The sequence below is a fragment of the Flavobacterium sp. SOK18b genome (assembly GCF_014156605.1).
GTDB classification, from domain to species: Bacteria; Bacteroidota; Bacteroidia; order Flavobacteriales; family Flavobacteriaceae; genus Flavobacterium; species Flavobacterium tiangeerense.
Window position 1 is genome coordinate 1 of the sequence record NZ_QKNZ01000070.1, and the last position, 21,272, is coordinate 21,272.

Annotated in this window: 15 protein-coding genes and 1 pseudogene; 14 read left to right on the forward strand and 2 right to left on the reverse strand. The window is 35.1% G+C overall.

The genetic code is table 11. The features are described from left to right. The 3 genes and pseudogenes from DNC80_RS11055 to DNC80_RS11065 form a co-directional block, all read left to right on the forward strand. Nucleotides 1-894 (forward strand): annotated as a pseudogene (locus DNC80_RS11055) (hypothetical protein); the annotation flags it as partial. 669 nt (nt 895-1,563) lie between these two features. Next, entirely contained in the window at nt 1,564-3,363 is a 1,800-nt protein-coding gene (vgrG, locus tag DNC80_RS11060) for a type VI secretion system tip protein VgrG (RefSeq protein ID WP_182651275.1), read from the forward strand. 13 nt (nt 3,364-3,376) lie between these two features. Then, complete coding sequence (locus tag DNC80_RS11065; RefSeq protein ID WP_182651276.1) at nt 3,377-3,676, forward strand: PAAR domain-containing protein; 300 nt, start codon at nt 3,377-3,379, stop codon at nt 3,674-3,676. A gap of 846 nt (nt 3,677-4,522) precedes the next feature. Here DNC80_RS11065 and DNC80_RS11070 read toward each other — a convergent pair. After that, nucleotides 4,523-4,993 (reverse strand): helix-turn-helix transcriptional regulator, encoded by a 471-nt coding sequence (locus DNC80_RS11070; protein ID WP_370628743.1) that lies wholly within the window; start codon nt 4,991-4,993, stop codon nt 4,523-4,525. A gap of 237 nt (nt 4,994-5,230) precedes the next feature. On the opposite strand from DNC80_RS11070, the gene pnuC reads away from it, so the two are divergent. Genes pnuC through DNC80_RS11105 form a run of 7 tightly spaced genes read left to right on the forward strand, consistent with a single transcriptional unit; the run spans nt 5,231 to nt 13,032 of the window. Beyond that, nucleotides 5,231-5,809, forward strand: coding sequence for a nicotinamide riboside transporter PnuC (pnuC, locus tag DNC80_RS11075; protein ID WP_182651277.1), 579 nt, complete (start codon nt 5,231-5,233; stop codon nt 5,807-5,809). Continuing rightward, nucleotides 5,793-6,791 (forward strand): AAA family ATPase, encoded by a 999-nt coding sequence (locus DNC80_RS11080; RefSeq protein ID WP_182651278.1) that lies wholly within the window; start codon nt 5,793-5,795, stop codon nt 6,789-6,791. Before pnuC ends, DNC80_RS11080 begins: the two co-directional genes overlap by 17 nt. A 23-nt stretch (nt 6,792-6,814) precedes the next feature. Next, nucleotides 6,815-8,407, forward strand: coding sequence for an AAA family ATPase (locus DNC80_RS11085; RefSeq protein WP_220485236.1), 1,593 nt, complete (start codon nt 6,815-6,817; stop codon nt 8,405-8,407). After that, a complete protein-coding gene (locus DNC80_RS11090; protein ID WP_182651279.1) occupies nt 8,395-9,366 on the forward strand; it encodes a hypothetical protein in 972 nt (323 codons plus the stop codon). Before DNC80_RS11085 ends, DNC80_RS11090 begins: the two co-directional genes overlap by 13 nt. Further along, nucleotides 9,359-11,116, forward strand: a complete 1,758-nt coding sequence (locus tag DNC80_RS11095) for a hypothetical protein (protein WP_182651280.1) — start codon at nt 9,359-9,361, stop codon at nt 11,114-11,116. Before DNC80_RS11090 ends, DNC80_RS11095 begins: the two co-directional genes overlap by 8 nt. Next, nucleotides 11,109-11,690 (forward strand): hypothetical protein, encoded by a 582-nt coding sequence (locus DNC80_RS11100; RefSeq protein ID WP_182651281.1) that lies wholly within the window; start codon nt 11,109-11,111, stop codon nt 11,688-11,690. Before DNC80_RS11095 ends, DNC80_RS11100 begins: the two co-directional genes overlap by 8 nt. Further along, a complete protein-coding gene (locus DNC80_RS11105; protein ID WP_182651282.1) occupies nt 11,677-13,032 on the forward strand; it encodes an AMP-binding protein in 1,356 nt (451 codons plus the stop codon). The genes DNC80_RS11100 and DNC80_RS11105 overlap by 14 nt, the downstream gene beginning before the upstream one ends. 70 nt (nt 13,033-13,102) lie before the next feature. Here the strand turns inward: DNC80_RS11105 and DNC80_RS11110 are convergent, their stop codons facing one another. Next, on the reverse strand, nt 13,103-13,867 hold the full coding sequence (locus DNC80_RS11110; RefSeq protein WP_182651283.1) for a LexA family transcriptional regulator: 765 nt from the start codon (nt 13,865-13,867) through the stop codon (nt 13,103-13,105). Nucleotides 13,868-13,956: 89 nt separating this feature from the next. Between DNC80_RS11110 and dinB the strand changes: the two genes are divergently transcribed. The 4 genes from dinB to DNC80_RS11130 all read left to right on the forward strand — a co-directional run bounded on the left by dinB (nt 13,957) and on the right by DNC80_RS11130 (nt 21,141). Next, nucleotides 13,957-15,117, forward strand: coding sequence for a DNA polymerase IV (gene dinB, locus DNC80_RS11115; protein ID WP_182651288.1), 1,161 nt, complete (start codon nt 13,957-13,959; stop codon nt 15,115-15,117). 181 nt (nt 15,118-15,298) lie between these two features. Then, entirely contained in the window at nt 15,299-18,358 is a 3,060-nt protein-coding gene (locus DNC80_RS11120; protein WP_182651284.1) for a DNA polymerase III subunit alpha, read from the forward strand. Between the two features lie 145 nt (nt 18,359-18,503). Continuing rightward, nucleotides 18,504-19,883 (forward strand): exonuclease domain-containing protein, encoded by a 1,380-nt coding sequence (locus DNC80_RS11125; protein WP_182651285.1) that lies wholly within the window; start codon nt 18,504-18,506, stop codon nt 19,881-19,883. A gap of 544 nt (nt 19,884-20,427) precedes the next feature. Beyond that, entirely contained in the window at nt 20,428-21,141 is a 714-nt protein-coding gene (locus tag DNC80_RS11130) for a DUF4241 domain-containing protein (protein ID WP_182651286.1), read from the forward strand. Nucleotides 21,142-21,272 lie beyond the last annotated feature (131 nt).

Here is a 21,272-nt window from a genome sequence, read left to right on the forward strand (position 1 = left end):
AAAATACAACCCAAAATTAAATTTAAAAATAAAAGCCCAGAATTATTAAAAGGGAAGAGTGAACAATTGGGTGATATCTATAAAAAGATTAAAGCAGGAAAAGCATTTTTGGTAGATTACGATGAAAATGAAATCAAGTTTGATAAAGAAGTTTTTAACGATTACTTTTTAATTGAATACATTCCAACAAGAGAAAAAGAAAATGAATTAGAACCAAGAATCGAAATTAGAAATAGAAACAAGGAATATTCATTGAATAAACGTTTAACTAAAATTCTTTCACAAGAATATCCAAATATCATTTATAATTTTACTGATTCAGAGCGAGCTATTGTTGCAAATATTGAGTTAGACATTAAAAATAATGATATTGTATTTGAGAAAATCCCAACACTGGAAAATAAAGCTCAAATAGAAACTTTATCAATTTGGGAGACCAAAGCAAAATTCATTGAAGCAATTCAGAATTCAAAAGAAAAACTCCTAATAGAAAGTCCTTGGATAAAAAAAGCAGCTTTAAATTATATACCAGAACTAGAGGCAGCATTAAAAAGAAAGGTGAATGTTATGGTACTTTATGGTATTGAAGGAAACGATGAGCATGATTTAAAAGCAATAAGAGAAATGGAGCGTTTGGTTCAAAACTATAGGAACTTTAAATTGATTCATTTACCAACACATTTTGAAAGTACAGGAAATAAAAATATGGTTGGTTCTCATAAAAAGTTAGTGATAAAAGACAATGAATATTACATTCATGGCAGCTTCAATTTTTTATCATTCAATAAAAATGAAGGTCAAAAAGTAGCCAATGAAGAAACCTTATTAATTAATGTAGACGTTCCAAAAAAATGGAAACAAGTTTTCAATCAATACAAGATTGATAAAATTTAATTTAATCCTGATTAAATTGAATTTTAATGTTCACAGAGGCACTCGTTAAAATTGAGTGCCTTTTTAATTTAAAAATAAGTCCAGATATTTCAAACATGTCTTCCTCTAAGTTCCCATAGAAAATGTAATGCAAGACAAAAAATGATCCTCAAGTAAAAAATAGCACTCAAGCTAACAAAAATATATTCAAAAATTAATATAGACAAAACAAGAAAAATGCTAACCATTGTTAGGCATAAAAATAAAGGAAATTATTTCCGTATAATTATAATACTGTATTAAAAATTCTATTTTTTTTATTTACCTAATTTTGGGTTTCAAACAGAGAGTGAGCAATGGTTTGATTGTTGTAGAAAGCATTGGGGAATAAAAATCAACTTAACAACAAAAAAAATATTTGAATTTATTATTAACGGAAATGTATAAAAAACTTAACTTTCAATGAACTCTGCACCGTAATTGCTTTTTTAGTATAACCCTATCTTTAACATTTATTTTCATTTAGCTTAAAACAGTATTCTTAATACGTTTAAAAAGTCAGAGCCAAAGGGATGTTACATCGAAGGATAATAAAATAAATAAAAGACTTTGACTGGCTATTAAAATAATATTTTTTTGAAACCTTGATCTAAAAACCTTTACCTTTAAAATAATAAATAAAGTTAGATAATGAGTACATCAGATACAAATAGCACTAGCGGTGTTGCTACATTTACAATAAAGGTCAATGGTACTGTAATACCCAATGAACTGAATGTATTGTCAGTACATATCGATAAAAGCGTAAACCGAATTCCAATTGCCAGAATCTTGATTTTGGATGGAGAGCCTAATACTGGGAGTTTTGAAGTAAGTTCGTCTTCTACTTTTGTTCCAGGTGCCTTTGTCAGTATAGAAGCAGGTTATGATACCAAAAACGAAGTTATTTTTGAAGGCATCATTACAAGTCAGTCTCTAAGGATTGACGGTGCGATAGGATCAGTTTTAGAAATTGAATGTCGTGACCGCTCAATAAGTATGATTGTAGGACGAAAAAGTCGAACGTACTCCAATAAAAAAGACAGTGAAATCATTACATCGATAATAGAAAGTTATCTAGGATTAACTTCGGATATTGAGGTCACAACTACAGTATGGCCTGAACAAGTACAATATTATGTAACTGATTGGGATTATATTATGACACTTGCCGAAACTAATGGACTTATTGTAACGGCGATTAATGGGAAAATTTCAATAAGTGCTCCAGATATAAACACTACATCGGTACTTACTGTAACTTACGGAGATAATCTAATGGAATTTAATGCCAAATTAAATTCTATTGCACAATTAGGCAGTGTTACTTCAAACAGCTGGGATTATAAAAATCAAGCTGTCATAAACAGTGAAGCAGTTCCTAATATTTTGGGAGCCGGAAATTTATCTACACAAAAATTATCGGAAGTTATTGGACTCTCATCCTCTCAGCAGCAGACCACTGCACCCTTGGAAAGAGCCGATTTAAACAATTGGTCAAAAGCCCAAATCATTAAAAGTGAATATTCAAAAATAATAGGTGCTGCAAAAATTCAGGGTACACATGTAATTGATCCCGGAAAATACGTCACATTTGCAGGTCTTGGAGATCGATTCAATGGTGATTATCTTATTGGTGGTGTAGTTCATGATTTGTCAGAAGGAAATTGGGTTACAGAAGTCAGTTTGGGGCTTTCGCCTAATTGGTTTGCCGAAGAAACTGATGTTATAGCACCACCAGCATCTGGCCTTATTCCTGCGGCAAGAGGACTTTTCAATGGAACCGTGAAAAAATGTTTTGAAGATCCTGATTCTCAATATCGAATTTTAGTAGATATACCATTATTTGATAAAAATGGAAATGGTATATGGGCGAGACTTTCTAATTTTTATTCCACTAGGGGAGCTGGAGTTTTTTTTCTTCCCGAGGTGGGAGACGAAGTTATTCTGGGGTTTTTGAATGAAGATCCTCGCTATCCCATAATTTTGGGAAGTTTATATAGCGGAAAGAAGATAGAACCTTATTCCGGTTTGGTTCCTAGTGAAAATAATTCGATAAAAGCTATTGTTTCCAGGTCTGGAATTTCCGTAGCATTTGATGATGAAAATAAAGTATGGACCGTTAGCACACCTATGAAAAACACCATTATTGTCAGTGACCAAGACAAGCAAATCACTATTAGGGACGAAAATCAAAATAGTATTGTAATGAATAGTAATGGTATAGATATATCAAGCCAAAAAAACATTACTATTTCGGCACAGGAGGGAGTTACTATTAAAGGAAAATCAGGAATCAACATTGAGTCAAGATATGGCGATGTCGAGATAGACGGATTGAACATCAAAGAATCAGCAACTATACAATATAAAGCACAAGGCGCAGTTAGTGCTGAGGTATCTAGCCCAGGACAATTAACGCTGAAAGGCGCAATGGTAATAATAAACTAAATAATCTGAAAGTATGCCAGCAGCAGCACGACTTACTGACTTCCATGAATGTCCTATGGTTACCCCAGCAGTACAACCGATTCCTCACGTAGGAGGACCAATTGTTGGTCCTGGAGAACCTACCGTTATAATTGAAGGATTACCAGCCGCAAGAGTTGGGGATATGCTAGTATGTGTAGGACCTCCAGATACTATTACAACTGGATCTAAAACAGTTATGATAGGCGGTTTAGCTGCAGCAAGGATGGGAGACAAAACCGCTCATGGTGGATCAATTCTAGTTGGAGCATTTAATGTTATAATTGGAGGATAAGTTAAACGTTATGGCACGGAAAATTAATATCAGCTTTTAATCTTAAAAAGTATTTGCTAAAAATCATATAACAATTAGCTATCAACAAACTACTTTTAGAGTTAGTAAAGAGCAAGTTACAATAAAGAAAAAAACTAATTTTAAAAATTAAAAACCAATTAAAACTTTGAATTTGCATTTAAACTTAGTCATATTTTCAAACCTTTTTGCGGTGATTCATGAGTTATCGTTAAGCTACCTAAAATTAAAGAAAACCCGATTTTTTGGGAGTTTCTAAAACTGAAAAAACTCGAATATAATAAGTGAATATGTAATTAAAATATTTTAAAACCTAAATGAAATTATTTAATAGACACAAAATTTCTACTTTCTTTCTCATTCTTTACATATTTTGGATAATCTTTGCTATCAATTGGTTTAAATCAGGCTCTTCTAATTATCCTAATTCGTGCGGAGCAGCGAATGGCGGTTTAATTATGATAACATTTTTTATTATCGCTATTTATTCCTTAATTCTTATTATCAAAATAATAATTGCAAAAGAACAGAAACGCTCAGACTTTTTAAAAATATTTGGCTTAATATATGTCTTGCCAATTTTACTAATATTTGTTTCTTTTTTATTTTAAACGGATACTAATGAGCAAGAAGTATAAATAAAATTAACCATCTGCAACAATGGACTCTCTTTCATGAAAGAATGATTTCATTTAATTCTCAACGCTCCTAAATATCCCTACGCCGATATTCCTTTCTTAAAAAAAGCCAATGTCTACTGCTTATTTTTCAAATCATGAATATCTCTTTTCAACTCTAAAAACAGGTCCTTTATACTGGCAGATTCCGTTAATTCCTGTTTGTCATCTCTGAGTCCAATATTACACACTTATTCCCATATCTCCAGGATAGAAGAAACCTTGACTTCATAAGGAGGATAGAAGAAACCTTGACTTCATAAGGAGGATAAAAGCTGTTGTCTGATGAAACAACAAGTGCATTCTTTTTGTTTTTATTCAATCGCTTGTACACCATGCCTTCATTTTTGGTGATCAGTATGTAGGTTTTACCATCATTAACATCTCCTAACTTTTCTACATAACGCCCAACGATGATGGAACCATCTGCATGGGGTGGCATAGAATCACCTTCCACCGGAAAACCCTTGTGCTTTCTTGTTCCTAAAAACGGCAAAAATATTTGTTGCAGACTTTCAATATATTCTGGATCAGCAAATCCATTTAAATATCCTGCTTTTACTTTTTGAGTGGCAACTTCGATAAAGTTTTCTCCCTTGTTATTGACCGTAATGGGTAACACCAATGGGCTATTTTCCAAATTGCAACAAATCGTCTATTGGAATTTTACGCACATCTACAGAAAGCAAGTCAAAGAGTAACTAAACAAGGTAGAATTTTTTACATCCCTTTTTTTAGCAAGTTCATTCGAGCTACTAATTGTAAATGAGTTCATAAATGAAATAGGACAATTTTTTCAAATGTTATACGTCATCTTGTAATAGTTTCCCACATTATTATATCTTTAGCATTATATATTATGGATACAACTTTAGAAATTTTTGGTGCCGTTTTCGGTTTTTTGGCAGTTTATTTTACAATCAAGCAAAATATCATCTGCTGGTATTTTGGTTTAATTCAGGTGATTCTGTATTGCTTTGTCTTCTACACAGCAAAATTATATTCAGATATGATATTGCATGTTATTTATATATTTCTGCAAGGATTTGGTTGGTACAATTGGAAATATGGAGGTTCCAACAAGAGTGAATTACGCGTAACATTGCTGACAAACGCAATTTTTTGGATTGGCTTAACAATTCTAGCTTCCGTGCTTTTAGGCTACACTATGCAAACAAAAACCGACGCATCCTATCCTTATGAGGATGCTTTTATAATGGTTGCAAGCTTGGTTGCTCAATATTTGATGATAAAAAAAGTAGTAGCGTCTTGGATCTTTTGGATAGTAGTCGATGTGGTTGGCATCACCATATATAGTTATAAAGGTTTGTACTTTACAGCAGTGCTGTATGTACTTTTTTTGATTATGGCCATCATGGGTTACTGGGAATGGAAAAAAGCTTATAATGAAGAATTTGCACATGAGAAACGAACATAAAATTGGATTGACATTGGGTAAGTATGCTCCTTTTCATAAAGGTCATCAATTTGTAATTGAAACCGCGATAAAAGAGGTGGATGAATTAATCGTGCTTATTTATGATGATCCCATATTAAATATCCCTTTAACAACTAGAGCTTCTTGGATACGTAAAATATATCCAAATATAACGGTTATTGAAGGTGTAAATTCGCCTAATGATAGTGGGTATACGCCTGAAATCATGAAAATTCAAGAAGACTATGTTTCATCTATTCTAGGCAATCGCAACATCTCTCATTTTTACTCCAGTGAGCCTTATGGGGAGCACATAAGTAAATCCTTGAAGGCCATAAATAGACAGGTGGATGTAAGTCGAATTAGTGTTCCTATATCTGCAACGGAAATCAGAAAAGATCTATTTAAAAACAAAGAATTTTTGGATCTTATTGTTTATAAAGATTTGATTACGAAAGTAGTATTACTTGGTGCTCCGTCAACAGGAAAAACAACTTTGGCAGAAAAGTTAGCACTTCATTTTAATACCCAGTGGATGCCAGAATACGGAAGAGAATATTGGGAGAATCATCAAGTAAATAAAAGACTAACCTTAGAAGATCTGTTGAAAATTGCAGAAATTCATTTGGAGAGAGAAGATGCTTTGCTATTACAATCAAATCGCTTTTTGTTTTCTGATACCAATGCTATTACTACCTACTTATTTTCGATAGATTACCATGGGAGTGCCCTTGAAGAATTAGAAAATTTAGCAAAACTAGCCGAAAGCAGACACGATATTATATTTGTGTGTGATACGGATATTCCTTATGACGATACTTGGGATAGATCTGGTGATGTAAAAAGAAAAACATTTCAACAAAAAATCATCGAAGATTTACACACTAGAAATCTTAAGTATTACGTGCTCAAAGGCACTGTTGAGGAAAGAATAGAACAAGTGTCAAATGTATTGTCTGCTAAAGAATATAGTAAATTTTAAGTAACTTAGAACAAAATAGAACTATGTCTGATTTATTAAATAGAACGATGGGATTTTTTAAGAAAGTCCCAGAATCACCAACGAATCCGCAAGAGGACAAGGATATACACAAATTCCAGATAGAAGATTTGTATTCAAGTGATACTCCGCAAAATGAGTCTGATAATTCAATAGCACTAGATGAAAAATTACGTCAAGCGTATTTTTGGATCACGAACACCGCCATTATCAGTCCGTATTATGATATCGAATTCAATGAGGGTGATCCTAAAAAGTTTTTATTTGGAGACAGTAAAGTTCCAGTTTATCTTCCCACTGATCAAAGCTATTCTAGTTTTGTATTAATGCCTTTACTGAACTTAGCAGCAAGAGGAAAATGTCTCATAGTGGGCGGTCCTGGTCGTGGAAAAACAGCTACTTCGGTTTTGATGGGATTGTTAGCCGGTTACGATAATAAAGACGTATTGCGTGCCATACAACACGGGCAACCTCAAATGACAATTTCAGATTTATTAGGACATCCATTACCTTCGGATATGGTGAAGGCCGAAAAAACATCGGACATTAGAATTGCATGGCGAAAATGGTTAAGCATGCGGGTAAAAATTATTGATGAATACAATCGAATTCCAACTAGAACGCAATCGGCCTTATTAACCGTGTTGGCAGATAATTATGCTGAGATCTTCGATCAGATTTATGAATGCCCAGATGGGGCTTGGTATCTCACCGCAAATGATGACGCAGGTGGTGGAACCTACCAAGTTATTGAAGCCTTAAAAGACAGGATTGATATCGTTATTAGAGCGATGCATTTTAATACGCGGTTCATTGACGATTTATTACAACGTATTGAACTCAATTTCAAACCAGAAGCTATAATTCCTGAAGAAATTATTTTTACCGAAGAGGAGCTGAACACCATTAACAAACAGATTAGAGGTGTAAAAATAGAGCCTCAATTACGCAAACGAATCGAGTTTTTTTGTCGCCAGTTTGAATTTTTTGAGCCTGCATCCAATCGATTGGAATACATGACCAAAGACACCGCAAAATTATCCGGAATGGATATGCGTTCGCTTTTTAGAAAAGAAACAGGAAAAGATCCAATAAAAGATTTAGGCTCTCAGGCGAAAAACGGTTTGTCGGTTAGAAAAATCATGACTTTATTGATGTTTTCTAAAGCATTGGCGTATTTCAGAGGGAATAAAAAAGTAGAGTTAGAAGATATCAGGCAGGTGCTGCCCTTTGTTTTACACGATACTTTAACGCCACATCTAGAATCACCATTTTTTGACCAAGTGGGGAATGAGGTATACAGAGTGGATCGAATTGTATGGTTGCGAAACTTATTTGATTTATCGTGCGATGAGTATGTGAGTCAAGATTTAGATCGTAATGATCCTGTAGATACTTTTGAAGCGGAATTTAAAAAAGGACTTGAAAATATATCATCTAAAGAAATTGATAACCGACTACTAAATATTGAGAAACAACTACAGAAATGGTCTGAGGAGAAAAAGTTGTACGGCTACAGAGCAGATGATATTTTAAAATTAAAGTACCTACACCAACGGTATACCAATTACAAAAGATGGCTGCAATGGAAAAAATAAGTCTTCCTCAACTTATTGCAGAATTAAGTGATAATAGTGCGTTATACAATCAATGGTACAAGGAGAGCGAAATGAAATACGGGACTATCCCTTCTCAAACGTTAGCCAATTGGATCGTTGAAGTTGTGGAACCTATTGTAGAAGCAACTATTGCTCTAAATTCGGCCTCAGAAAAAGTACATGAAATAGTAAAAGCGCTGTATCTGCAAACATTGAAATTAATTGGAAGTGGTTTGGCAATCCGTTATGAAGATGAATACAAAGCGGCTTGGTTACTAATGGCAAAAATGCCGAATTTAGTAGTTAAATTTCCAATAAAAACCATTTTATTGTTGAATGATGTACTTTTAAATTTGCATAGTTATGCTCCAGAAAAAACAAGCTATTGGTGCAAACTTATTGAATGCAGTGCTATTGAAATCAAAACCATAGAAGATTTTAAAATTATAGGACGTATTTATGCGTGGAAATGTGGTTTGGCACATATAAGAACTCGCTTAAAAGCAGATTATGCGGCCCTTTCTGAAATCCTTCAACGTACCATTTTACAAAACTTAGGTTCAGATAAAACTGCCTATGATTTATTTGAAAATCCATGGTCCAATAGAAATAACAAGTTTGAAGGAGTACAGGGTGGTTTTGTGGGTGTAACGGGTTATTTTGAACATCCGCCAAAGTTGGCACAAATAGGAGAACATGTATTTGTTTCCGATTCAAAAAGTAGTTACGCGCTTTTTGCAGATCAATTTGGCAAGGTCTTACTTCCTGCCAATGCTGTTGATGCAGCCTATATTGTATCAAAGGCCAAGCAATTGGATACCTCTGAAAAATGGATTGAAAAAGTCAATGCAGAAATGGATACAAGTACTATTTCATCTGTCGTAGCAACAAAAGACACTCTGTTTTTTACGTTGCAAAATTCTTATTTTTTATACGTATACAGTCTTGGAAATGCTTAATCTAACCGAAATAGAACAAACAGTAGCCTTGTGGAAATCACATTGGCAACAAGCAAAGTTGGAGTGGAATCCTTTGTTGCGTTTGCAAGAACCGATTTGGTGTTTATCCCATCAAGAGGCCAAAAGAGAGGGGCTTACAGGCAGTTTTGCAATGATTCGATTAACAGATCATCGCATTGTGATTAATATAGAAGAAGTTGTAGAACGCGGTATTACAGATTATGCTATTGAAGTATTGGCACACGAAATAGGGCATCATATTTTTACTCCTGCAAATTTATACGATAATGCTATTTTACTGAATAGGATTCGTTTTGCATTGCCAGGTATAGAGGATAGAGCCCCGATGATATCTAATTTATATGCGGATTTTTTAATCAATGATAAATTACAACGCATCAATAAATTAAGAATGTCAAAAGTGTATCAAGCGATTAATTCAGAGGATAATTTTTCTGAGTTTTGGACACTGATGATGCGAACTTATGAATATTTATGGCGTTTAAATCGGGGCGAATTAGCGACTAATTTATCATTTCATAGTAAAAAAATAGATGCGGACGCTTCATTATTAGCCTCTCTGATCAGGAGTTACGCAAAGAATTGGATTCACGGTGGTGGTCGCTTTGCCGTGATGGTATACCCTTATTTGATGGATGACAAAACCTTTCAAGAGGCTCGAAAAAAGATTTTAATACTGTTGGATGCTGAAGATGCAGGTGCGGGTGCTATGGATATTTCTGGTATGACCGAACTGGATCTAGAAGGCTACGATGAGGTAATCGATATGCGAAAAGAAGCCTTGGGACTTCAAGAAGGCGAAGGTATTAAAAGTGACAGTTTAGGTTCAGAAAAAAATGAATTGGGTGGTCAAGGACCTAGGAACGGATATATGGGTCCGGGGAATTATATTGATTTGATGAAACAAGTCAACCCAAAAGCGGACGAACAGAGTTTAATCAACGCCTATTATAAAGAAATTGCTTTGCCTCATTTAATAGATTTTCCTGTGGAAATTTCTGAAAATGTGTCCCTAGATTTACCCGAAGGATTGGAAACTTGGGACATTGGCGACGCCATTGAAGAAGTAGATTGGTTGCAATCTGCCATTTTATCCCCCGCACTTATTCCGGGATTAACCACTCAAAAGAGAACCTACGGCTCAGATGCTGACAACGCCATTGCAGAAAGTCCTTTAAACGTTTACATTGGAATAGATTGTTCGGGGTCGATGATGAATCCAAAGCAAAATTTTTCATGGCCTGTCTTGGCAGCCACCATCATTGGATTATCTGCTTTGCGTGCTGGAGCATCCGTCATGGGATGTCTTTCTGGTGAGCCCGGCGACTATTTGGAAACAGATGGTTTTATTACAGACGAAACAGATCTACTAACAACCTTAACCTCTTATTTAGGTACAGGCTATGCCTACGGAATAGAACGATTGCGAAAACCATTTGAACAAGAAGCAACTAAAAAATCGCATATTGTAATCGTTACGGACAACGATATATTTAGTATGTTGGATTCTGATACGCAAACCAAACAAACACATTGGGAATTGGCTGAATTGGCATTAAAAAATGCAGGTGGCCATGGCACTATGGTCTTACATTCTCATCCAGATTACAACAAAGATTTTGTAATTCGATTAGAAAAAATGGGCTGGAAAGTATACTACGTTACAAATGAAACGGAACTTTTAAAGTTTGCATTTGAATTTTCACAACAAAATTATGCCTATGTCTAAATACGATGTTTTTGAGTTGGTAACTCATTTAAGGAAATGTCCAGATATCTTTTTAAAACCTTCTTCAAGTCTTGAAAATGAGGGTCTAAATTCGGTAGCTTTAATTAGTGATACGTATAGATTGATTTGTAACGATTTTTTAAAAAAAGAATTTAAAATACCGAGTAATTTTGATTTAGCGTACATAGAGGATAACCATTGGCGGGCAATTCATATTTCGATTTGGTTACTGAGTCATCCTAATTTTATAAAGAGTGCTTTAATAGTAGATAAATTATATGATTTTTGGTTTGAAGAATTAAGTGAAGCCTCGATATATGTGAAATTTAAGGAATGGATTAGTGATGAGGAACGTGCAGAGGAAATGGTTCGCTTATTATTACATTGTTGTGAAATTATTCCAGAAGGCGAAAATCAGGATGAAGCTGCAGATAAATTATCCTCTTTGAGCAGTGCAGATCGGCAGAAAGTTTTAAAACAATCCTACGAAGCTCATGAAAGAATTATGAGAATTAAAAAAGAGATGGCTGAGAAAAAAGCTAGAGAAGCAGCAAATACCTATGGACGAGAGTAGTGATCCGCAAATAGCATTAACAGACGCGGAACGTTTTCCGCTGCTTGAGGATTTAAGTTTTTTAAATACACTTAAGCAAGATGCGCTTGCGCCAAAATTTAATTTTAAAAGTGGTGATCGTTTAGATGTAGTGCAACTTTCAAAAGTTAAGTCTTACAAAAAGAAATACTGTGATGAAAAGATATTTTGGAACGAAGGGCAAACTCCAGTTTGGCTAAATGACTATTTAAAATGGTGCCATACAACAGTACCGTTTTACCAAAATAGAGATGAGGACTTAAATGCTTCCCCAACCATTTCTAGAGAAGATATCAGAAAGTATCCTCATTTATTTGTATCGAATGAGGCTAACTTAGAGGAATTATTAGTGTACTATACTTCGGGTTCTACGGGCCCGAAGTTAGATGTTCTCTTTGATGCTGTTACTCAAGCTAGTTGGTTGCCCCAAATAGAATCCGTGCTAAAAGATTTTAATGTTTCTATAAGCGAGAGCAAAAATACAACAGCCATCGCCTTGATCTGTGCCCAAGAAAAAACATTGACGTATGCCTCTTTATCAACGTATTTAGAGGGAGCTGGAATTTTAAAAATAAACCTCAATCCATCAGAGTGGAACCATCCTGATGATGCTAAAAAATATCTGGAAAAATACAATCCACAAATTCTTACTGGGGATCCAATAGCATTTATGGCATTGTTGGATTTAAAGCCGCAATTGAGTCCAAAGGCGCTAGTATCTTCCGCAATGAAGTTGACAAAAGGCACAAAAAATAAATTAGAAAATTATTTTAAATGCCCTGTGATTGATCTGTATTCGATGACCGAATGCAGAAATATAGCATACGCTACAGAAATGGGGCATAAAGCAATCCGACCCGATTTATATTTAGAAATTTTTGAGGAACATGAAGATGTTAAACTTTCTAATGGTGAAAGAGGTGAATTAGTGATTACAGGAGGGAACAATCCTTTTTTACCATTAATACGCTATAGAACGGGCGATTTTTGCCGATTAAAAATAGAAAATGGGGTCCCGTATCTAATTGACTTAGAAGCCAGAAATCCAGTTGTTTTTTATACAAAATCAAACGTGAAAATAAACAATATCGATATTTCTAATGGTTTGTCTCGGCTGCCTTTGGCTGGTTTCAAAATGCATCAAACAAAAGATAAGCTAATTCAGTTTAAAGGATATTCTAACGATTGTACTTCGGAGGAAATTATTGAATTATTGAATGTAATTTTTAAAAATGACATTGACATTCAAATAGACATCCAAAAAATATCCCAAAATAATACGGTAGAAAAATCACTATGCACGTCAGAATTAATAACTGATTAAAAGTCATATCCGCTACCTCAACTGGTATGGACTCCTTTATTCATTAATTAAGAATAGCTTTCAGTCACAACTAATGCTTATTTTTCAAATCATGAATATCTCTTTTCAATTCTAAAAACAGGTCCTTTATACTGGCAGATTCCGTTAATTCTTGTTTTTCATCTGTGAGTCCAATATTGCAAACGTATTCCCATATCTCTAGGATAGAAGAAACCTTGACTTCATAAGGAGGATAAAAGCTGTTGTCTGATGAAACAACAAGTGCATTCTTTTTGTTTTTATTCAATCGCTTGTACACCATGCCTTCATTTTTGGTGATCAGTACATAGGTTTTACCATCATTAACATCTCCTAAATTTTCTACATAACGGCCAACGATGATAGAACCATCTGCATGAGGTGGCATCGAATCACCTTCTACCGGAAAACCCCTGTGCTTTCCTGTTCCTAAAAAAGGTAAGGTTATTTGCTGCAGACTTTCAATATATTCTGGATCAGCATATCCATTCAAATACCCTGCTTTTACTTTTTGCGTGACAACTTCTATAAAGTTTTCTCCCTTGTTATCTACCGTAATGGGCAACACCAATCGGTTATTTTCCAATTGTAACAAATCGTCTATTGGTATTTTACGCACATCTACAGAGAGCAACAGGTCAATACTGATGTGATAATAATACGCGATTTTCTTCAATATTTCATACGGAGCTTCAGAGGTTCCATCTTCATACTTCACGTATCGGCCCCTAGTGATCCCTAAGGATTCAGCCAGCTTTTCTTGCGAAATTTTATGTTGTACCCTAAGATTCCTAATATTATCAGAAAATAAAGACATAGCTATTTTGTTATAATTTGTAACAACAAATATACTAAATTTTGTTAGTATCTAGACTAATTTTGTAATGTATAAAAATAGAAATGATGATGAATAGAGCAATCGTACATATGGACTTAGATACCTTCTTTGTTTCCTGCGAAAGATTAGTAAATCCACAATTAATAGGATTGCCACTAATTGTTGGTGGTAGTTCTGATCGTGGTGTTGTGGCTTCGTGCTCCTACGAGGCTAGAAAATTTGGAGTCCGTTCAGCAATGCCAATAAAATATGCTTTACGCCTTTGTCCACAAGCTTCGGTTATCAAAGGAGATATGGAGTACTATTCTAATAAATCACACGAAGTAACCTCTATTTTAAAAGAAGTAGCGCCAATTGTTGAAAAAGCAAGCATCGATGAGTTTTATTTAGACCTAACCGGTATGGATAAGTTTTTTGGTTGCTATAAATGGACCACAGAACTATCCAGTAAAATTCTAAAAGAAAGTGGTTTACCAATAAGTTTTGCCCTTTCAGTAAACAAAACAGTTTCTAAAATTGGCACTGGCGAAGCAAAACCTTTAGGCAAAATAGAAATTATTGGTGCTAATGTAAAACCTTTTTTAAATCCATTGCCTATTCAAAAAATTCCAATGTTGGGCGACGTTACTTTTCAATTACTATCCAGAATTGGCATTAGAAACATTCAAACACTATCCGAAATGCCTGTCGAAGTTTTACAACAAATGATTGGTAAAAATGGAGTGGAAATCTGGAAAAAAGCAAACGGAATAGACAACAATCCGGTAGAACCGTACACCGAAAGAAAATCCATTTCAACCGAACATACTTTTGAAACCGATACCATTGACGTTTACAACATTAAATCCCTAATCACAGGAATGGTCGAAAAACTGTCCTATCAATTGCGTTCAGAAGGATTTTTAGCATCAACAGTAGTACTTAAAATACGGTACAATAATTTTGATACTGAGACCAAACAAATTAAAATTCCCTACACTTCTTTCGATCATATTTTAACTAAAACAGCAATAGACCTTTTTGAGAAAGTGTACACCAGAAGAATGCGCTTGCGGTTGGTGGGGATTCGGTTCACAGGATTGGTTCGTGGTACCTATCAAATCAATATGTTTGAAGACACAACAGAATTGCTATCGCTCTACCAAGCCATTGACAAAATTAAAAATAGGTTTGGTTTTGATGCGGTTTCACGATGTTCAGGCACCATTATAAAACAAAAAACAAAGTAAAAACAATTTACTTCGTCAGGTTGTACGTTCAGGGTTAGTTGGGCGTTTCCCGCCGAAAAAGGCGGGTCGGGCTGTACGCTATATCTTTTGTTCCGCTAGCGCTGCACAAAAGGATGCCGCTTCCATCCCTAACGCAAAAAACTATAAAATCAAAAATCGTTAATTTTCAATTACCATCACAATGTATCTCAATTGCCATTCTTATCATAGTTTGCGTTACGGAACAATTCCGTTGAACGAACTTGTTCAACAAGCTAAAATTTCGGGCCTTACCTCAGTTGCATTGACCGATATTAATACGGTAACTGGCATTTACGATTTTACAAAACAATGCAAAGAAGTTGGCATAAAACCTATCGTGGGTGTTGAGTTCAGACAGAACAACAGATTGCTTTTTATTGGCTTAGCCAAAAACCAAAAAGGCATTGGCGAAATGTGTCGTTTGCTAACCCATCATAATCTATCCAAAACCCACTTGCCAGGGGTCGCGCCAGCATTTGAAAATGTATTTGTGATCTATCCAACAGCTAATATGCCTAACGAGTTGCGAAATTTTGAATACATTGGCATTCGTCCAGAAGAAGTGCTAAAATTATTCAAAACCGAATGGAAGCCGATCATTCAAAAAGCGGTAATCCTACAACCCGTTACTTTTAGATCCAAAAAGGAATTTAACTTACATAGAATTCTGCGTGCCATAGACAACAACACCTTATTGTCAAAATTAACCGAAGAGGACATTTGCAAAACTTCTGAAATACTGACAAGTCCCGAAGAGTTGCTTAAAAAGTACAGTGAGTATCCAGAAATTATAAAAAATACCGAATTCCTTATTGAAGAATGCAATTTTGAATTTGAATTTAAAACGCCTCGAAACAAAAAATTCTATACCAAAAGCAAAGAAGGCGACCGTTTATTATTAGAAAACTTAGCCAAAAGTGGTTTACTAAAACGCTATGGGAACTCGAACAAAGAAGCGCAAGCCCGCGTAATAAAAGAACTAAAAGTAATAAACGATTTAAACTTTAGTGGTTATTTTCTAATCACTTGGGACATTATTCAATACAGCAAAAGTCAAGGTTTTATGCACGTGGGGCGTGGTAGTGGTGCCAATAGTATCGTGAGTTATTGTCTTGGTATTACAGACATCTGTCCAATTGAACTCGATTTGTATTTTGAACGATTCCTAAACGAAAACCGAAAATCGCCACCAGATTTTGATATCGATTGGTCTTGGCGTGAACGTGATTTTATTTTAGAATATATTTTTAAGCGTTTTGATCCAAATCACGTTGCCTTTTGCGGTACAAATGTAGAATTCAAATACCGATCTATTTTTAGGGAAGTGGGTAAAGTTTTTGGATTGTCTAAAGACGAATTGGATGGTTTATCAAAAGCCAAAGGACGACAAAGAGAGAGTAATTCGGTGGTAAAATATGTCGAAGAATACGGAATGATGCTAGAGAAATATCCCAATCAAAGAAGCATGCACTCCTGCGGCATCATCATTTCGGAAGAACCAATTACCAATTTTACTGCACTAGAAATGCCACCAAAAGGCTTTCCAATTGTGCAATTTGATATGCATGTGGCCGAAGATATAGGCTTTGAAAAATTCGATATTCTGAGTCAGCGTGGTTTGGGTACCATTGATGAAGCCGTTAAAATTATTGAAAAAAACAGAGGAATTAAAGTGGATATCACAGATACTTCATTGTCTAAAAACGAAGCCAAATGCAATGAGTTGCTCAGTATTGGTAAAACTTTAGGGTGCTTTTATATAGAAAGTCCTGCTATGCGAGGTTTGTTACGACGTTTAAAATGCGACAATTACAAAACACTAGTGGCCGCATCAAGTATCATTCGTCCTGGAGTGGCTCAAAGTGGAATGATGCGAGAATATATATTCCGGCACAATAATCCAGATAAATTTGAATATTTTCATGAGGTTTTCAAAGAACAGTTGGGCGAAACTTATGGAGTTATGGTCTATCAAGAAGATGTAATTAAAATTGCGTTGCATTATGGTGGGTTGACTGCAGCCTATGGCGATATCCTCAGAAGAGCCATCAGCGGAAAAGGACGTTCGTTAGCAGAATTACAATCCGTAAAAAATCAATTTTTTGTTTCTTGCAAAGCCAAAGGGCATCCAGAAAAACTGAGTGAAGAGGTATACAGACAAATAGAAAGCTTTGCTGGATATTCTTTTTGTAAAGCGCATTCGGCAAGTTATGCCGTAGAAAGTTACCAAAGCTTATATTTAAAAACCTACTACGGTATTGAGTTTATGGTAGCGGCTATCAACAATGGTGGTGGTTTCTACAGACCCGAAATTTACATTCACGAAGCTAAAATGAGTGGCGCAACGATACACAATCCGTGTATCAACAAAAGCGTTTATCAAACTACCGTTGATGGAACAGATGTGTATTTGGGTTTTATGCTTTTAAAGAATCTAAACAGCGAGTATATTTTCAATATTGTTGCTGAACGAGAAAAAAATGGAGCATTCAAATCGATTGAAAATTTCATCACCAAGGTCCCATCAGGATTAGAAAGTATCCAAACATTAATATTTATTGGAGCCTTTAGGTGTATTGGCAAAACAAAAAGTCAATTAATTATCGAGGCACGAATGCTCTTGATACATCATAAATTGGAGGTAAATACTCCATTGCTTATTGAAGAACCCACTAAGGAATACAAGTTTCCAATTATAGAACGTTCCATTTTAGAAGATGCTTTTGATGAAATTGAATTGTTGAGTTTTCCTGTTTCGTGTTCACCATTTGATTTATTAGAAACTAAATTCAAGAGTGGTATTTTAGCCAATAACCTCATTAATTACCTAAAGAAAGAAGTAAAATTGATTGCTTACTTAGTATCTATAAAACAAGTCCCTACAAAAATGGGAATGATGTTTTTTGGCACTTGGATAGATGCAAATGGCGATTATTTTGACACAGCACATTTTCCTAAAAGCCTTATCAACTATTCGTTCAAAGGCGGCGGATGCTACTTGCTTTTGGGCACGGTTGAGGTAGATTATCATTTTCCAACCATTACTGTTTCAAAAATGGCCAAAATGCCTTTTAAGCCTGATCCACGATATGCCAATTCAAAAACACTTCAATTTAAGGCAACAGAACAGTTGAGAGGTGATATTAGTACCACCGAACGAGCTCCATATCCGCAAGAACACGAAATCAATTTACCAAGAATAAAGATGGTCAAGGAGTAATAAACAATATTAAAAAACTTTCAGGCTTTTGATTTGCCAGCCATGAAGTCGAAGATTCACCAATACCCAAAAAAGACAATATAAACTCGGGAATACTTTTTGCTTCTTTTGTACTAACACAAAGAAGAGTAATTATAAAAAGCACATGAAAAATCAGGAATACGCCATAGTAGATATAGAAACCACAGGCGGGAATGCCAGTGGCAGCCGCATTACAGAAATTGCTATTATCATCCATAACGGAACTAGTATCATCGACCGTTGGGAAACGCTTGTCAATCCAGAAAAAGAAATTCCACTAGCCATTTTTTCACTAACCGGCATTAACAATGAAATGGTTCGGGACGCACCTATTTTTGATGATATTTCTGAAAAGGTTTTAGAAATGCTTTCCGGACGCGTTTTCGTGGCCCATAATGTAAACTTTGATTACTCTTTTGTCCGCCACCAACTCGAAGCAAGCGGTTTCAAATGGACTGCGCCAAAATTATGCACCGTTCGAGCAGCCAGAAAGATTAAGTCGGGACTGGCTTCATACAGTTTAGGCAGACTTTGCAATTCGTTAGACATACCTTTGACCAACCAGCACCGAGCTGGTGGTGATGCAGATGCTACCGCAATTTTATTTTCCCGCTTGCTGGAATGGGATGTGGAAGGGGTAATCGAAAAAATGATAAAAAAGACTTCTCAAGATCAGCGTTTACCTCCAAACTTACCACCTGCTGACTTTGAGCAGTTACCCGATAAAGCAGGAGTCTATTATTTTTACGATCAGACAAGAAAAGTGATTTACGTAGGTAAGGCAATCAATTTAAAAAAAAGGGTAGCCTCGCATTTCAGTGGCCATAATATCACGCCACAAAGACAAAATTTCTTGAGGGACATACACGCCATTTCCTTTGAAGTTTGTGCCACAGAATTGATGGCACTATTGCTCGAATGTAATGAAATCAAGAAGTTGTGGCCCGCCTACAACAGAGCACTCAAACGTTTTGATTCTAAATATGGATTGTATGAGTATGAAGCGCGTAGTGGCTATCGGTATCTAGCCATTGGCAAATTAGGCAAATTTCAGGCGAGTATAGAGTTTTTTAATAGTTTGTACAAAGGCATTAATGTATTGCAAGGACTAGCCAAACAATTTGGCATTGATAATCGATTTTGTAATTACGGCATGGACGACCACGGAGAATTTACTCCAAAACCAGACCGAACCGATTTACCCGAAGTGGAACTACACAACGAACAAGTCGAAAACGCTATTGATTTTTTAGTAAAAAACAGACCCAGCTTTGCCATCATAGACAAAGGCAGATCTGCTGAAGAACGCAGTTGCATTTGGGTTGAAAAAGGGCACTTCTATGGGATGGGATACATCGCTTCGGATATAGGATTTACGGATCCCTCTGAGATAAAAGATCATGTCACTCCCTATAAAAGCAACCAATACAGTGTCGATTTAATTCTTGCGTATGCAGAGAAATATCCCAGTAAAGTGCTGTTTAAACAGAACGAAAATGAGTAAGAATACATCACAATTACATCTAAACATTTTCATTAAGCAGTGGTAAAAGAAAATGTTTGACTTCCCGCTACGAAAATCATTCCACGAATATTTTTTTTCGAACTATCACTAAACTATCATACTCAATACGAACAAATAAAAGGAATGACATGCTAGATTAAAATAGTCGTTTATAAAGCTAAAAAGGATGAAATACACCATTTTAAAACAAATAACAAAACAGATAAATAAAACTAAAATCACTCAACCGCTAGTGTAAAATGAATCAAGAAAACTTTCCCATTTTAGTACTAAATTTAATGAAATTACCTCCATTAAATTACAATAATGTAATAAAAGTTATATATTTGAAAAGCGATAAAACTAAATAAACCTTCGTTAATTCATCTTAATTTGGGTGTATACACGAAGTTTGTTTCGCATATATACAAGTTACCAGTAATTTAAAGAGACATTGAGAAAACTATTAATATTCGGAATAATTCTAAACCTTTTGTCCTGTAACTTATTGGACAAAAAAACTGAATCACAAAAAGAAAAAGAAATGTTTGGACTGTTTAAGAAAAAAAATGAAAAGAAAACCGAAGTGCTTTCTCATGCTGATTATAATTTGATTTTTGACAATAAAGAAGTTGAAGAAACACCAATTGAGGTACTTGAAATTGGAATGCTAAATGTTCCGAGCGGACAAATAGTGGTTTGTGATCCCTTGGTTTATTCCGAAACAACACCTCTGACAAGAACAGTTACGCCGGGTAAATATCCCGTCAAAATTTATGTAGCAAAAACAAAAGAATCTGGAGATAGATATGCTGTCGCAAAACTTGAATTTAGCAACAAAAAAGCCGTAAAATGGGTTATGGCTTTGAGAGCAGAAGATGATATTAACGAATTGACAGACGAAGCCGATTATTTCGGATTCCCTGTTGACGCTGGATTAGGTGGCTTTTATGACTTTCAATCGGGTAAAGTATATCAAAAGTTTGAATCGGACTTTATGAAAGCAAATCCCGAAGGGAATATTTATGACGACTTTTTTGCAGAAGAATTTAAGAAAAATGCAAAAGATCAAAATGACTCAACGGATTCTGGAGATTGGATAAACTTTCAACTTCCCAACTCGGAATTAAATATAACTATGTTTCATTCAGGTTACGGAGACGGAATGTATCCTTCATATTGGGGAATTGATAAAGATGGAGAAATTGTATCACTCGTTATTGATTTTTTAGTATTATTAGTACCCGAATATGAATAATATAAACTACTGGTAACACACGCTACAAGCAATTTGGGGATTTGGCTTAATGGAAAAATTGGTTTTATATTTGGAAGATTTGGCAAATCCGAAAATAGGGCTTTATTTAGTCCCAAACTGCTTGTAGCGCG